15 protein-coding genes and 1 riboswitch are annotated in these 13,670 nt (G+C 61.8%); of the genes, 6 read left to right on the top strand and 9 right to left on the bottom strand.

Annotated elements, in window-relative coordinates; translation table 11 throughout:
- Window positions 1-468, top strand: a 468-nt coding sequence (locus NKJ94_RS35535) for a cobalamin biosynthesis protein CobD/CbiB (protein WP_352532242.1), incomplete at its 5' end; no start/stop codon positions are given.
- 344 nt (window positions 469-812) lie between these two features.
- On the opposite strand, the gene cobO is transcribed toward NKJ94_RS35535, so the two are convergent.
- From cobO to NKJ94_RS35515, 4 genes are read right to left on the bottom strand one after another with little or no spacing between them, the layout of a single operon-like run.
- On the bottom strand, window positions 813-1,442 hold the full coding sequence (gene cobO / locus NKJ94_RS35530) for a cob(I)yrinic acid a,c-diamide adenosyltransferase (RefSeq protein WP_352532240.1): 630 nt from the start codon (window positions 1,440-1,442) through the stop codon (window positions 813-815).
- A gap of 1 nt (window position 1,443) precedes the next feature.
- Window positions 1,444-1,968 (bottom strand): bifunctional adenosylcobinamide kinase/adenosylcobinamide-phosphate guanylyltransferase, encoded by a 525-nt coding sequence (gene cobU, locus NKJ94_RS35525; RefSeq protein WP_352532238.1) that lies wholly within the window; start codon window positions 1,966-1,968, stop codon window positions 1,444-1,446.
- Window positions 1,961-2,743, bottom strand: a complete 783-nt coding sequence (locus NKJ94_RS35520; protein ID WP_352532236.1) for a CbtA family protein — start codon at window positions 2,741-2,743, stop codon at window positions 1,961-1,963. Before NKJ94_RS35520 ends, cobU begins: the two co-directional genes overlap by 8 nt.
- A 14-nt stretch (window positions 2,744-2,757) precedes the next feature.
- A complete protein-coding gene (locus NKJ94_RS35515) occupies window positions 2,758-2,937 on the bottom strand; it encodes a CbtB domain-containing protein (protein ID WP_023720718.1) in 180 nt (59 codons plus the stop codon).
- Window positions 2,938-2,973: 36 nt separating this feature from the next.
- Window positions 2,974-3,169, bottom strand: a riboswitch (cobalamin riboswitch).
- Window positions 3,170-3,310: 141 nt separating this feature from the next.
- On the opposite strand from NKJ94_RS35515, the gene NKJ94_RS35510 reads away from it, so the two are divergent.
- Window positions 3,311-4,513 (top strand): aromatic ring-hydroxylating oxygenase subunit alpha, encoded by a 1,203-nt coding sequence (locus tag NKJ94_RS35510; RefSeq protein ID WP_352532234.1) that lies wholly within the window; start codon window positions 3,311-3,313, stop codon window positions 4,511-4,513.
- Here the strand turns inward: NKJ94_RS35510 and NKJ94_RS35505 are convergent.
- Window positions 4,482-5,681, bottom strand: coding sequence for an MFS transporter (locus tag NKJ94_RS35505; RefSeq protein ID WP_352532232.1), 1,200 nt, complete (start codon window positions 5,679-5,681; stop codon window positions 4,482-4,484). The genes NKJ94_RS35510 and NKJ94_RS35505 overlap by 32 nt on opposite strands.
- Before the next feature lie 255 nt (window positions 5,682-5,936).
- On the opposite strand from NKJ94_RS35505, the gene NKJ94_RS35500 reads away from it, so the two are divergent.
- Window positions 5,937-6,935 (top strand): heparan-alpha-glucosaminide N-acetyltransferase, encoded by a 999-nt coding sequence (locus tag NKJ94_RS35500; protein ID WP_352532230.1) that lies wholly within the window; start codon window positions 5,937-5,939, stop codon window positions 6,933-6,935.
- A complete protein-coding gene (locus tag NKJ94_RS35495) occupies window positions 6,932-7,438 on the top strand; it encodes a methyltransferase family protein (protein WP_352532228.1) in 507 nt (168 codons plus the stop codon). The genes NKJ94_RS35500 and NKJ94_RS35495 overlap by 4 nt, the downstream gene beginning before the upstream one ends.
- Before the next feature lie 3 nt (window positions 7,439-7,441).
- On the opposite strand, the gene NKJ94_RS35490 is transcribed toward NKJ94_RS35495, so the two are convergent.
- Window positions 7,442-7,828, bottom strand: coding sequence for a MerR family transcriptional regulator (locus NKJ94_RS35490; protein WP_352532226.1), 387 nt, complete (start codon window positions 7,826-7,828; stop codon window positions 7,442-7,444).
- A gap of 134 nt (window positions 7,829-7,962) precedes the next feature.
- Window positions 7,963-9,381 (bottom strand): magnesium transporter, encoded by a 1,419-nt coding sequence (gene mgtE, locus NKJ94_RS35485; RefSeq protein WP_352532224.1) that lies wholly within the window; start codon window positions 9,379-9,381, stop codon window positions 7,963-7,965.
- A 262-nt stretch (window positions 9,382-9,643) separates the two neighbouring features.
- On the opposite strand from mgtE, the gene NKJ94_RS35480 reads away from it, so the two are divergent.
- Window positions 9,644-9,865, top strand: a complete 222-nt coding sequence (locus NKJ94_RS35480) for a hypothetical protein (protein ID WP_352532222.1) — start codon at window positions 9,644-9,646, stop codon at window positions 9,863-9,865.
- A gap of 540 nt (window positions 9,866-10,405) precedes the next feature.
- On the opposite strand, the gene NKJ94_RS35475 is transcribed toward NKJ94_RS35480, so the two are convergent.
- Together NKJ94_RS35475 and NKJ94_RS35470 are read right to left on the bottom strand one after the other, a co-directional pair.
- A complete protein-coding gene (locus NKJ94_RS35475) occupies window positions 10,406-10,888 on the bottom strand; it encodes an SRPBCC family protein (RefSeq protein ID WP_352532220.1) in 483 nt (160 codons plus the stop codon).
- The gene (locus NKJ94_RS35470; protein ID WP_352532218.1) at window positions 10,885-11,202 is read right to left on the bottom strand and encodes an ArsR/SmtB family transcription factor; all 318 of its coding nucleotides are present in this window, start codon (window positions 11,200-11,202) and stop codon (window positions 10,885-10,887) included. The genes NKJ94_RS35475 and NKJ94_RS35470 overlap by 4 nt, the downstream gene beginning before the upstream one ends.
- A gap of 1,048 nt (window positions 11,203-12,250) precedes the next feature.
- On the opposite strand from NKJ94_RS35470, the gene NKJ94_RS35465 reads away from it, so the two are divergent.
- Window positions 12,251-13,162: a phosphatase PAP2 family protein gene (locus NKJ94_RS35465; RefSeq protein ID WP_352532216.1), complete on the top strand. Its 912-nt coding sequence runs from the start codon at window positions 12,251-12,253 to the stop codon at window positions 13,160-13,162.
- Window positions 13,163-13,670 lie beyond the last annotated feature (508 nt).

Genomic DNA, 13,670 nt, shown 5'->3' with positions numbered 1-13,670 from the left:
GGGCTGGCCGGCGGCGTCGCCTACAAGGCCGCCAACACCGCCGATTCGATGATCGGCCACCGCACCCCGCGCCACGAGGCCTTCGGCTGGGCGGCGGCGCGCTTCGACGATTGGATCAACCTGCCGGCGTCGCGGCTGACGGCGCTGCTGATCGTGCTTGCCGCTTTCCTGGTCAAGGGCGCCGACGCCAGAGGCGCCTGGCACGCCGTGCGGCGCGATGCGAAGAAGCACCGCTCGCCCAATGCCGGCTGGCCGGAAGCGGCGATGGCCGGTGCGCTCGGCCTGGCGCTCGCCGGCCCGCGCTCCTATGACGGCGTCCTGGTCGATGACGCGTTGATGGGCGAAGGCGGCCGGCGCGACGACATCGAGAGCACCGACATCAGGCGGGCGCTGAAACTCTACCGGGTCGCCGACTTTCTGCTGATCGCGCTGTTCGGGATAATCTCGGCGCTCGTCATCCTGGCGTGACCTTCGCTTGAGATCGAGCGGAAACAAAAAACCCGCCAAGCGGCGGGTCGTCGGCGCGAATCAGCTCCATAGCTAAATTAGTAGCATAGGTGCCGGCACAAAGCAAGAACAAAGTTGCCCGTCAGCGCTGGACCCGGCTTCATTCCAGCTTGGTTTCCTCGCCCCACGAAGTGGGGAGAGGTGGCTCGGCGAAGCCGAGACGGAGAGGGGAACCGCGCTCTACGAAGCCCCCTCTCCGGCCGCTTCGCGGAGGGCGAGGAACCCAGGTCTTGAGAAGTCAGTGGGCAGCCTTGGCAAGCGTCATCCGAGTTGGACCTTCGTCCGAAATGTCCCGAGGCAACCCCTCAGAACTCGATCCCCTGCTGCGCCTTCACGCCGGCGGAGAAGTGGTGCTTCGTCACGCCCATCTCGGTGACCAGATCGGCCGCCTCGACCAATGCCGGCTTGGCGTTGCGGCCGGTGACGACGACGTGCAGGCCCTCGCGCCGGGCCTTCAGCGCCGCGACCACTTTTTCGAGGTCGAGATAGTCGTAGCGCAGCGCGATGTTCAGCTCGTCGAGCACCACAAGGCTGATCGACGGCTCGGCCATCAGTTCGAGCGCCCTCGCCCAGGCGGCCTCGGCCGCCGCGATGTCGCGCTTCAGGTCCTGCGTCTCCCAGGTGAAACCCTCGCCCATCGCGTGCCAGACAACGCGGTCGCCGAAGCAAGCAAAGGCGTCCTTCTCGCCGGTGTGCCATTTGCCCTTGATGAACTGGACGACGCCGACGCGCTTGCCGTAGCCGAGCATCCTGAGCGCCAGCCCGAAGGCGGCCGTGGTCTTGCCCTTGCCCGGCCCGGTGTTGACGATCAGCAGCCCCTTTTCGACCGTCTTGGCCGCGACCTCGGCATCCTGCACCGCCTTGCGCTTGGCCATCTTGGCGCGGTGGCGTTCCTCGTCCTTGGGATCGATGCCTTTGTCCCTGATATCAGCCATGTCATTTCACCTTGAGCGGCAGCCCCGCCACCATCAAAAGCACAGTGTCCGCGACCGCCGCGACGTCCTGGTTCAACCGGCCGGCGGCGTCGCGAAACTGTCTTGCCAGCGCATTGTCCGGCACGATACCTTGCCCGACTTCGTTGGAAACCACGAACCACGGTCCGCGCTGCCGTGACAGCACGTCCGCCAGTTTTTGGCATTCGGCCTCGAAATCATGTTCGGCCAGCATTTGGTTGGTCAGCCACAGCGTCAGGCAGTCGATCAGCACCGGCCGGCCGTCAGGCAGCGCCTCGATCGCGCCGGCAAGATCGAGCGGCGCCTCGATGGTCGTCCATCCCGCGCCGCCGCGGCGCGAGCGGTGCAGGGCGATGCGCTGATGCATCTCCTCGTCATAGGCTTGCGCCGTGGCGATATAGCTCCACGGCGCCGGACAAGCCGTTACCAGCCTCTCGGCATGGGCGCTCTTGCCGGAGCGCGCACCGCCGATGACCAGGGTCAGTGCCCCGGCAGCGCGGTCAGGCAAAGCTGTCGCGCAGGCTGGTCGCCGTGCCGGTGAAGCGTCCGCGCACCACGCCGACGACCGCGCCGAGCACCAGCCAGAACACCAGATTGGTCAGCGTCACCGCCACCACGAACTGATGATGCAGGCCTTCCGGGATCGCCGTTTCGAAACTATCGGGCTGCGGCGCGCCGACAATATGCGGCGCCACGATCAACGCTACGGCAAGGATCGCCAGCGGCAACGATCTGCGGAAGGCGATAAGGCCGAGCCCGGCGGCGGTCGCCACCACTGTTGCCCACCACCAGATCTGGCGTTGGACAAGGTCGGCCGCCGGCATCGCCGGCAATTCCGGCGGTAGGCCGAGGCCCGGCGCCAGCGTGAACACGGCAAAGCCGGCCAGCCCCCAGAACAGGCCCTGGCGCCAATTGCCGATGCCGCCGGCGAATTCCGAAACCGCGACCAGGACCAATGCGAAGCCGATGCCGGTGACGATATTGGCAACGACGCTGAAGGCAAAGCGCTCGAAGCCATCGGCCGGCGCCCAGCCTTCGTCCTCAGCCGGAGCCATTGCTTCAGCCGGTGCCGGCGCGGCGCTGCTCATAGCCGTCGTGCCCGCGGCGTTCTCGGCCGGTGCCGCAGGTGCCGCGGCATGGTCATGGCCGCCGCCGGCCTGTTCGTAGACTTCCGCCTTCAGGATGAGCGGCACCGTCGCATAGGCCTGCATGCAGGCGAGAGCGATGCCGGCCACAAGCCCTGCGATCGCCGCGATGAACACGACGTTGCGAAACAGTGTCATGATGTCACCCCTTGTCAGTGGCAGGGAAAGCCCATCGAGTGGCGATAGTCGTGCGCGGCATTGTGGACCGCATCGATATGCGAGAAGCCGACAAAGCCCATGACGAAAATGCCGAGGAATGCAGCAAGCGCCAGCTGCATGAAACGCGACTGCGAGGAGACGGAAGCGCCGAGCGAAACGGAAGCGGTATTCATGTCTTGTCCTTTCGCCCTCCACCCGAGGGCATAGAAGTCAGTTTCCTGTCGCCGGCAGGTCTCCTGGCTCGCGGATCAGCGCCCTTCCCCACCTTCCCGAAGGCGCACCTTCAGTGGCATATGGAGAGGACTACCGCACACAGTTGCGGGGGCAGCCACGGCATTGGGCAAAAAATCGCCCGCACCGCATTCCCTCTTGGTCCCTAATGGAACCGACGACATCAGGGACTATAGGCAGAATCGCCGCGCCCGGCAAACCAAATTCCGCCGGATCGTGTGGCGAATGCGCCGTCTCGCCAAGCCGCCGGCGCCCCGCCCCTGATTGACAATTTTCACCGCCGGGTGTCGGCTGCCGCATGGGAGGAAGCCGGCCATGCAACCCAGCCCGAACGAGCGCGGTCCCTATAACGGCCTGACACGGGCCGAGCCGACGCTGCCGTCGCCCGCCTATTGGGACATCGCGGGCTACCAGCGCGATCTCGACGCCATCTGGCATCGCAAGTGGGTGCTCGTCTGCCGAGAGGCCGACCTTGCCCAGCCGCTGGCTTTCAGGACGTTCCGTATAGGCACGCAAGAGGTCGTCGTGCTGCGCGACGAGACCGGCGAATTGCGCGGCTTCCACAACACCTGCCGGCACCGCGGCTCGCAGCTTTGCCAGGAAAGCGAGGGCCGGCTGAAGGCGCGGCTCATCACCTGCCCCTATCACGCCTGGTCCTATTCGCTGCGCGGCGATCTGGTGCGCGTGCCGTCGAAATCGCTGCCTGACCGCTTCGATAAGGCCGATCATCCGCTCTACCGGGTGGCGCTGTCGGTGTGGCGTGGTTTTGTCTTCGTCAACCTCGCGGAAGACGCTGCCGGCTCGGCTGAAACATCCTTCGATCCGGCATCCGGCAACCTCGCCAACTGGCCGCTGGAAACGCTGCTGAGCGGCCATATGCTGCGCAAGGTGATGAACTGCAACTGGAAGATTTTCTGGGAAAACTTCAACGAGTGCCTGCATTGCCCCGGCGTCCACAAGAACCTGTCGCGGCTGGTGCCGATCTATGGCCGCGGCCTGATGGGCCGCCACGACGATCCCGAATGGGCTCGCCATGCCGACAATGACGCGCCGGAATTTTCCGGCGGCTTGCGGGCAGGAGCCGAGACCTGGTCGCGCGACGGGCGCGTCCACGGCTCGGTCTTTTCCGGCCTGACGCCGGCCGAGCGTACCGCCGGGCAGACCTATGCCACCAGCCTGCCGTCGATGTTCATCGTCGGCCATGTCGACTATGTCAGGACCGTGCGGCTGGTGCCGCTTGGGCCGGAGCAGACCGAACTCACCGCCGAATGGCTTTTTTCGCCCGAAGCGCTCGCCGATCCGGCGGCGGACATCGACAATATCGTCGCCTTCGGTACCCAGGTGCTGGAGGAAGACGCTGATATCTGCGAGGTCAACCAGAAGGGCCTCCGCTCGATGCGCCACAAGGCCGGCGTGCTGATGCCGAGGAATATGAACTGCACCGCTTCCACAACTGGGTGCGCGACCGGCATACGGCGCTTGAACATCAAAGCGATTTGGGCAGATAGCGCCAGGTGACGAAGCCACAGGCAGCGGCCAACACGCCGAGCGTCGCGAAAACCGCGCCCAGGCCGAAGAACGCCAGCACCACCGAATAGACCAGCGGCGGCGTCAGCTCGGAAAAGTCGAGATAGGTGCGGTAGACCGCCGCCATCTGCGCCCGCTCATAGGAGCGCACCGAACGCATGAAGGCGGTCGAGCCCAGCGCATCGAGCGCAATGGTGAAGAAGGCGCCGCAAAGCAGCAATGCGCCGCTGACGAGCGGTGCCGCCTCGCCGACGGCGCCGGCCGCCAGCAGCGTCGCCGACATGGCGAAATAGGCGAACGTCATGGTTCGCCGGCCGCCGAAACGCTTTCCTGCCCTGCCCCAAAAGATGGCCATGAACAGCAGCGCATTGCCGGCCGAAACCAAAAGGCCGCCGGCCAGCTTGCCCTCGCCGGTGATCACCATAAACAACGGCCCATAGACGAAGAACGTCGTCCAGAAGCAGGAGCGGCCGAAGGCGATCAGCCAGGCGAGCCTCAGCCTTGGCTGCGCGACGAAGCGGCCGATATTGGCCAGAGGATTGACCGGCCGTGTCTTGCCGGGGCGGATCGACTGGTTGTCGCCGAGCCGATAGGTCCAGAACAGCGCCAGCAAGGCCATGGCGAAGACGGCCACCGCGCCATGCGCCGCATAGATGCCGAAACGTGTGTAGAGGAAAATGCCGAGCGTCGGCCCGGCGGTCCAGGCAAGCATCGACCACGCCATGCGCAGCGACTCGGCCTGCATGAAGTCGGTCTTGCGGATATGGTCCATGATGTAGAGGTTGAGCGTGATCGCCAGCGCGCCGGCGCCGACGACGCGGCAGAGCATGCCCACCACTTGGCCGGCCAGCGTATGGGTGACGAAGAACAGCGAGCCGACGGCCAGCAGGCAGGCGCCGGCGGTATAGACCCAGCGCCGGGCAAAGCGCCGGATCAGCATCGGCATGAACAGCGTCGCCGACAGGCCGAGCATCGCAACGATCGTGTAGAGGATCGAAACGATCTGCTCGTTGTGCAGAATCTCATAGGCCTGGATCGGGATGACGCTGGACACGGTGGCGCGCGCGAAGGATTCGACCGCATAAAGCGAGGCGAAGGTGCGTGCATCCGCCGGCCGCAAGGCCGCAAGCCAGATCGGATGGCGCACATGTGTAGCCATTGCTTTCCCCGAAGCAGAATCGCCCGAAGCAGGTTTGGAGCACAAATCTGCCGTGGCGTTGCCTCGGCGGGTAACAGGAAACCGACGCCTTCACGGCAAAAAGCGAAGCCGGCCAAAGGCTTTCCGGCTCTGGCCTAAAGCGAGCCATGATGCTGAACGGCCGCAGCCGGTACAACGCGAGGCACGGCCTGCTTCTTTTGTCGGGGGCAACCGTGATAGTCGTCTTGCCGGGGCTGAACCAAGACAACGAGACCAATGAGCATCGACACGCCGACCGCCTCCGTTCAGGACCAACCAAAGTTGAAGCGCATCGCCGCCATCGACATCGCACGCGGCGTCGCTTTGCTTGCCATGGCGAGCTATCATTTCACCTGGGATCTCGAATTCTTCGGTTACACCAATCCCGGCCTCACCGCTTTCGGCTGGTGGAAATTCTACGCGCGCTGCATCGCCTCAAGCTTCCTGTTCCTGGTCGGCGTCAGCCTCTATCTTGCCCATGGCAGAAAGATCCACTGGACCGGCTTCTGGAAGCGTTTCGCCATGGTTGCCGGGGCCGCCCTCGCAATATCGCTGGTCACTCGCATCGCCACGCCGGATGGCTTCATCTTCTTCGGCATATTGCACGAGATTGCGCTGGCCAGCCTGCTCGGCCTGGCGTTCCTGCGGCTGCCAGCGCTGCTGACGCTGCTTGTCGCGGCGTTTGTCGTCGCCGCGCCCGTCTATCTGCGATCCGCGGTTTTCGATCATCCGGCCCTATGGTGGGTCGGGGTGTCGGCGACCAATCCGCGCTCCAACGACTACGTTCCGCTGCTGCCCTGGTTCGGCGCCGTGCTTGCCGGCATCGCGGCTACCAAACTCGCCGCCACCTCCGGCGTGCTGACGCGGCTGTCGACCTTGGCGCCCGGCCGCTGGGCAAATCCGCTGGTCTTCATCGGCCGGCACAGCCTTGCCTTCTATCTGATCCATCAGCCAGTGCTGATCGGCTCGGTCTGGCTGTTTTCGCAAGTCATGCCGGCGCAAGTCGAAACCAGGGAGATGAACTTCCTGAAATCCTGCCAAATATCCTGCGAGCAGACGCGCGACACCGAGTTCTGCTCCAGCTATTGTGTCTGCATGCTGGACACTCTCCAGGGCGAAGCCTCGCTTGATCGGCTTTACAGCAATGACCAGTCCCCGGAGTGGAAGGCGCATATTGGCGAGCTCGCCGGCACCTGCACGGCCAGGACCGAGAGCACGCTGGGAGGACAACAATGACCGACAGTCACCCGAAACCCGTGCAGCAGAGTCCTGGTCAGCCGAAATTGGGGCACATACCATGGCCGCCGCTGATCTATATCGCCGCCATCGCCGTTAGCGTCGCGCTAGGGCTGTTTTATCCGCTGCCATGGATCGGCGATCTTCTCGGCGACATCCTGTTCGCCGCCGGCCTTGTGGCGCTGTTGGCGGTCGCCGCGCTCTGGTTCACGGCGATCCGCACCATGATCCGCGCGAAAACGACGCTCAACCCGAACGGCGTGCCGGATCATCTGGTGACCACCGGGCCCTTCGCCGTCAGCCGCAATCCGATCTATCTCGCCAACACGCTGCTGCTGGTCAGCCTCGCCTTTGTCTTGGGGAGCGCCTGGTTCCTGCTGCTGGCGTTCGTAGCGGCCTTCCTGACGCAGAAGCTGACGATCGAGAGCGAGGAAAAGGTGCTGACGAGCAAATTCGGCAAGAAGTACCGGGACTACGCCAAAAAGGTGCGACGCTGGATCTGAGCCTTAGGTGTTGACGCCGAGTTCTGCCAGCCGCTCGACGCAGGATTCCTCGGCCTGGTCGAGCTCGGCCAGGGTCTCCTCGAGATCGCGGCGTTTCTGGCGCAAATCCTCGCGCTTTTCCTCGATGCGCTTGATCATCAATTTGAGTTGGCCGACCTCGCCGGGCGGCTCCCTGTACATCTGGATGATTTCGCGGATCTCGTTGATCGAGAAGCCGAGCCTCTTGCCGCGCATGATCTGGCGGATGAGATGCCGGTCCGACGGGCGGAACAGCCGCGTGCGGCCGCGCCTTACCGGCTGCACCAGCCCTTCGTCTTCGTAGAAGCGCAACGTCCGCGTCGACACGTCGAATTCGCGGGTCAGCTCCGTTATCGAATAATATTCCCGCATCGTTACTCCAATGCCCCGGCCACGCCGCGAGTTCCCCATGCGGCTTCGCCAGCGTCCAGACGTGTGCCAGAATCGGCAGGCAGGGACCTTCCAAAACCTCGCACGGCATTTACGTAAAAGTCAATTGAGAGGGTTCAGCGCACGCCGAACCACCATGTGGCAAGCCCGAGAAAGGCAAAGAAGCCGACGACGTCGGTGACCGTGGTGACGAAAACCGCCGAAGCCACAGCCGGATCGATCTTGAAGCGGTCGAGCAGCAGCGGGATAAGGATGCCCGCCAGAGCCGCCACGAACATATTGATGATCATCGCAGCCGCAATGATGCCGCCGAGATTGCGATCGTGGAACCAGGCAGCAGCCACGAGGCCGATCAGGATGGCAAAGATGATGCCGTTGATGAAGCCCACCCCGATTTCGCGGCGGATGATGCGGCCGGCATTGTAGATGTCGAGGTCCCTGGTCGCCAGCGCCCGCACCGTGACCGTCATGGTCTGCGAGCCGGCATTGCCGCCCATGCCGGCGACGATCGGCATCAGCACCGCCAGCGCCACGATATGCTCGATGGTGCGGTCGAACAGGCCGATCACCGAGGCCGCCAGGAAAGCCGTCAAAAGATTGACCAGCAGCCAGGGCACGCGCGAGCGCGAGGTCGAAAAGATGCTGTCCGAGAGTTCTTCGTCGCCGACGCCGCCCATGCGCAGCAGATCTTCCTCGGCCTCCTGCTGGATGACGTCGACGACGTCGTCGATGGTCAGCACGCCGACCAGCCGCTCGTTCTCGTCGACGACGGCGGCGGACAGAAGATCGTATTGTTCGAATTCGCGTGCCGCCTCCTCCTGGTCCATGGTGGCCGGGATGGCATGCCTGGTCTCATGCATGACCTCTTCGACCTTGACCGAGCGCTTGGTACGCAGGATCTGGTCGAGGTCGATGGCGCCGAGCAGCTTGAAGCTCGGATCGATGACGAAGATCTGGCTGAAACGGTCGGGAAGATTGTTGTCCTCGCGCATGTAGTCGATGGTCTGGCCGATCGTCCAGAAGGGCGGCACCGCGACGAACTCCGTCTGCATGCGGCGGCCGGCGGTCTCTTCGGGATAGTCAAGCGAACGCCGCAGCCTGATCCGCTCGGTGAACGGCAGCTGCGACAGGATCTCGTCCTGGTCCTCCTGGTCGAGGTCCTCGAGAATGTAGACCGCGTCGTCGGAATCGAGCTCCTGCACCGCCTGGGCGATCTGCGCATTGGGCAGACTGTCGACGATGTCGCGCCGGATCGCCTCGTCGACCTCGGTCAGCGCGGAAAAATCGAAATCCTTGCCTAGCAATTCGACCAGCGCGCGGCGCTGTTCCGGGTGCAGCGCCTCAAGCAGATGGCCGAGTTCCGACTGGTGCAGATCGTCGACTTCACGCTTCAGCGCCAGCGTGTCGCGATCGGCGATCGCAGCACCGATCTGGGCGAGAAACGACGACAGGATGACGCCGTCCTCGTCATAGATGTCGGCGTGGTGCTCCTCAGCGGCCCTGGCGCCGGTCATGTGTTCGTCCTGGCCTTCCACCAGCGCCTCCCGCCATCGGATTTCCGGATAAGGTGCCTGTCAGGTCTAGACCATGATCCTGAAAAGTGGAAACCGGTTTTCCGAAAAGATCATGGTCAAACACAAAGATGGAGCGGGGGCACGATTTGGCTTGAGATCGGCCTCTCTAGGCGCAACGGATGGCGTCAAACGACCTTGCGAGCTGCCGGTTGCCCCAGGGTTGATAATTAGAATATTCTAATTTAGTATGTCTATAATTACCGCTAATAAATGGAGGGTGTTTATGGGGAAGTATCTGCTTGCCAGCCTTGCGTTGGTTTGTTCGGGAATACTTTTGAACCCGATTGCCGCCGAGGCAAAATCCTTCAAATCTTTTCAGGGCAAGGAATGCAACCGTGACTACAAACGGCTTTGCCCAATGACACCGATCGGCAAATGCGATCTTCAGAGCATGATCGAGCAGTTGTCACCCGCCTGCAAGGCTTTCGTCGAGAAGCACCGGTAATCCAGCTCTGGTACCGCCGCTGACCAACTGCCGAGTAGTCCGCGACAACGCTAGGTGTGGTGTGCCCGCTTTGGTTTCCTGAAAGAGGAACAGTCTCGCAAACACATCCCGCCGCTCGAACATCCCTACTCTGTTGCTGTCGGGAGAATATGATCCAGCAACAGACTGCGCATCGTGCGGCTAAAGGCCTTCCTCTCGGGCAAGTGATTTTCTTCGGGGAATTGGCACGATGCGATCGATTTCCGATCCGTGCGGATCCGAAGTCGCGGCCGATTTCCTGGCAAACCCCAGACGCAAGCGGAAGACTGAGTGCATTTGGCAGATGAAGACCCATAATTTACGGTCGCTGCGGAGAAGCTGTGGCAAGGTCAGGCGAAAGAAGCCAAAGCAGAGATTGCCGTTCCGGTTCGGGCATCGTTCGCCCAACAACATTAGTCCCAGTGGCCCGCAGCACGGCACATGCTGCACGGGGAATGAGGGCGAGGCCGACGATGCGGCGGCCTCGCTGGATATCGGACGGCTAAGAGCCTCGCCTCTTGATCAGGCTGCGTCGCGCTTGGACTCAGCCGCATAGCGGTCCAGGAGTCCGCTCCAGCCACCCTCGGATTCGAAGGCCTGGCGCGCTGCTTCCGCGGCCTCGCCCATGTTCTCCAGAAGCCTGTGCTCGAGCTCCACCCGCGTCGCGTTCTCGCCGAGCGCGACAAAGCGGATGTCGACTTCGGTCAGCAGTTCCGGATCGAAGCGCCAGTCGGCTCCGATACGCCAGGCGAGCGTCAGCCTGGACGGCGGATCCCAGGCGAGAACCTCGCCCCAATCGCATTCCGATCCATCTTCGCCGATCTCGTACCAGCGCCCGCCGGCTTTCGGTTCGATCACTGCAGTCGTCAGCGCGGATTTGCCAATCGAGTGCGAAGCCGGCCACCACCGGCCAAACCGTGTCGTGAACACATCGAATGCCTTGTCGAGGGGCACCCCCACCGTCACGGATTTCCTGACCGGTGCGGGCTTGATCATGGTCGTCATTTCCTCTTCTCCTTGCTGTTGTCGACTTCCCGTTTGAAGGCATCGATCGCATCGCCCCACATGCGATCGAGCCAAGCGCGCATCTCGCCGAGCCCATGCGGGTCGAGATGATAGATGTTGCTGGCACCCTTGGGCTCGGCACGGACCAGCCGGGCTTCCTTCAACACTTTGAGGTGCTGCGATACGGCCGGTTGCGAGACCGGAAGCACCCGCGTCAAATCAATGACCGAGCGCGGCCGATCGGCGATGAGTTCGAACACCTTGCGGCGTGTCGGATCGGCCAAGGCCACCATGCCTGCGTAATCATAAACCATGACTTATGATAAGCTAAAGCTTATGATTGGTCAACAGAGGAAGCGTGCCCAACTGAGACCAGCGAGTAAGCGCTCGCTGATGGGCATCTGCATTGTACAAAAGCAACCAATTTCATTAGCCGGGAACGACGCCTCAACCATGTACGTTTTAGCGCTAAGGCCGGCCGGCTCCTCCCTCCGGCCTGAGAAGGTCCACTGCTTTGTATGGGCAGCGGACCTGAGGGTTCGCGACATGCTAAACCAGCGTGCCAATCGCACCTCTCTTAGCCCCCACGACCTGGCTATTTGCCAACGCGTGTTCGACCGGGTTTGCGCAGACGAACATCTCGACCCTTTAAGCCAAGACGCCGAAAAATTAGCGGCGACCGTCGTTGCGATTTTTCGAAATGCTCACACCGATGAACGCAAACTGCTGGAGGCAGTCAGGTCTCATCGTCACGGCGCAGAAAAGTCGCGCTAGCTCTCATCCCAAAAATGCCACAGCGAAGCACCCGACACTTGGGCCTGTTGGCGTCCAGGAGCACCGATCGGAGACAGCAATATGGGCATACAGGGCGATGGCAACCATTTCCTGTATGTCGGTCATCTGCGGTCGACCGGGCAGCCGGCTATTATAACCCATCACGGATCACGCGGTCCGGGAGCGATGCTGTACAAGCGCGGAATTACGGCGACAGTGCATTTTACCATGCTCGCCCGGCCGTCGTGGGTGTAGGTTGACCGTAGGGCTCGCGTTGCCCGTATTGTCGTTCTGCCACACCACGTGACGCAGCGAGGTAACGGGCGCGCCAACGACGCACTTCTGGACCGGATTGCCGAGCAAACCAGCGGTTGGTGGGGAAAGAAAAAGTGCACTGTCACCGTAAATCGCCGCATGGCGGGTGTCGACCACCGGGGAAAAAGTAAACCTGACGGCAAGGTTTTTACCTTATCGGAGTATATTTCTCTCTGGCGAAACATTTAGAATGGGTAAATTGGTTTGGACTTAATTACGGAAGCCTCTCACTATAGGCCAGCCGCCATATGGCAATTGCGCCTGTCTTTGTTTATGGCAATCTACGTCTTAGGCGCATCTGCACTATTTCCAGAGATTTTCTCTACCGCAGCCATAATCTATTCTCACAAGTTTCTTATTGGCATTCCGATCTTGTTTATCGGCGGTGTCTGCTGTGCCGCGCTCATCTATGGCCGACGACAACCAATTCGCTACGCCCTAGATTTGATTCAAGGGCGATGGCGCGGCTGTCTGTTGGTGCTCCTGTTCTTCTTTGCCAGCTTGACCGCGTTCTCTACCTACAAGATCGCTATCCCGTCGGTCGTCCCATACTATGCCGACAACTGGCTAGCCGACGCTGATGAATGGTTGCATGGGATGCCGCCATGGGAGATCGTCCATAAGCTCGACAGCAACAGTTGGTCGCTCGTCGTCTTCAACAGCTATGAAGTCATTTGGTTTTACCAGTGGTTCGGCACCATCCTTTTCGTGTCGCTCTGGTCGGACGAGATTGCCCGCATCCGCTATCTCTGCGCAGCAGCGCTAACGCTGTGCGCTCTCGGAACTGTCTTGGCCTTGGCGCTGGCATCGGTCGGGCCGGTTTACTACCACCAGTTTGTTGGCGTGGATCGCTTCCACGGACTCGATGCAGTCATGGACAGGCTGGACCATAGTTACATGGTGCGGAAACCCGCTGCATATCTCCTGATGGCTTACCAGAGCGGCCGGCCAAGTCTTGGCGGCGGCATCTCAGCCATGCCAAGCATGCATGTCGCCTTTGTCACACTGAACGCCTATCTGCTTTCCTCAATCAATCTCTGGCTTGGCGTTCTGGGTTGGACCTTCGCAGCCCTGATCCTGTACGGATCGGTGTACACTGGATGGCACTATGCTGTGGACGGCTACGCATCGATCATTATTGTGTCTGTCATCTGGTGGGCGACTGGACGCTTGGTGCGCGAATAATTATGCACGCCAACCGCATAGATGGCCACGCCCGCCGATGGCCCCTTCGCATGGGCCAAACTAGCGATCGCAATAGGCAAGAAAGCCACGTGCCTTGACAAGGACGCTCTCTGCCGTGCTCGAATTCAACGGGTTAGAGGTTCCGCTTTCGAATTTGATGGTGCGGCCGAGATGCAATGCTGCACCGCCTCGCAAGTTGATTTTAAAGGATTTTTTCTAGAATTCCATAGCGATTTGTATCACAGTTTGTATCTCAGTGCGTATCGCACGACGCGGACTTGGCCACTTTGTAAGTGGCCCTTCTTCCGGGGAACCGAAACGACTTCAGCGTTGTCGTGCTTGCGCCAAGAGCTGTTCTCGCCGAGCCAAACGTCCAAGTGTCGCCTTTGGGCCGCGCGCGGAATGGCGTAAGCGCCTCGCCGATCACCTATGGGTTTGGGCTTGATGTTTTCCGGAATCGCCAGGGCATGAGTTCCTCGATCTGGCTCTGTGGATGGCCGTTGATGAT

Source organism: Mesorhizobium sp. M0060, assembly GCF_040323155.1.
Taxonomy (GTDB): Bacteria; Pseudomonadota; Alphaproteobacteria; order Rhizobiales; family Rhizobiaceae; genus Mesorhizobium.
Note: the sequence above shows the minus strand (reverse complement) of the source record. Positions and strands in the feature narration are given on the sequence as shown.

Coding starts and splice junctions, on each gene's coding strand:
- cobO (WP_352532240.1), bottom strand. CDS start 1,442: ATGGCTGATATCAGGGACAAAGGCATCGATCCCAAGGACGAGGAACGC.
- NKJ94_RS35520 (WP_352532236.1), bottom strand. CDS start 2,743: ATGACACTGTTTCGCAACGTCGTGTTCATCGCGGCGATCGCAGGGCTT.
- NKJ94_RS35515 (WP_023720718.1), bottom strand. CDS start 2,937: ATGAATACCGCTTCCGTTTCGCTCGGCGCTTCCGTCTCCTCGCAGTCG.
- NKJ94_RS35510 (WP_352532234.1), top strand. CDS start 3,311: ATGCAACCCAGCCCGAACGAGCGCGGTCCCTATAACGGCCTGACACGG.
- NKJ94_RS35505 (WP_352532232.1), bottom strand. CDS start 5,681: ATGGCTACACATGTGCGCCATCCGATCTGGCTTGCGGCCTTGCGGCCG.
- NKJ94_RS35500 (WP_352532230.1), top strand. CDS start 5,937: ATGAGCATCGACACGCCGACCGCCTCCGTTCAGGACCAACCAAAGTTG.
- NKJ94_RS35495 (WP_352532228.1), top strand. CDS start 6,932: ATGACCGACAGTCACCCGAAACCCGTGCAGCAGAGTCCTGGTCAGCCG.
- NKJ94_RS35490 (WP_352532226.1), bottom strand. CDS start 7,828: ATGCGGGAATATTATTCGATAACGGAGCTGACCCGCGAATTCGACGTG.
- NKJ94_RS35480 (WP_352532222.1), top strand. CDS start 9,644: ATGGGGAAGTATCTGCTTGCCAGCCTTGCGTTGGTTTGTTCGGGAATA.
- NKJ94_RS35475 (WP_352532220.1), bottom strand. CDS start 10,888: ATGACGACCATGATCAAGCCCGCACCGGTCAGGAAATCCGTGACGGTG.
- NKJ94_RS35470 (WP_352532218.1), bottom strand. CDS start 11,202: ATGGTTTATGATTACGCAGGCATGGTGGCCTTGGCCGATCCGACACGC.
- NKJ94_RS35465 (WP_352532216.1), top strand. CDS start 12,251: ATGGCAATCTACGTCTTAGGCGCATCTGCACTATTTCCAGAGATTTTC.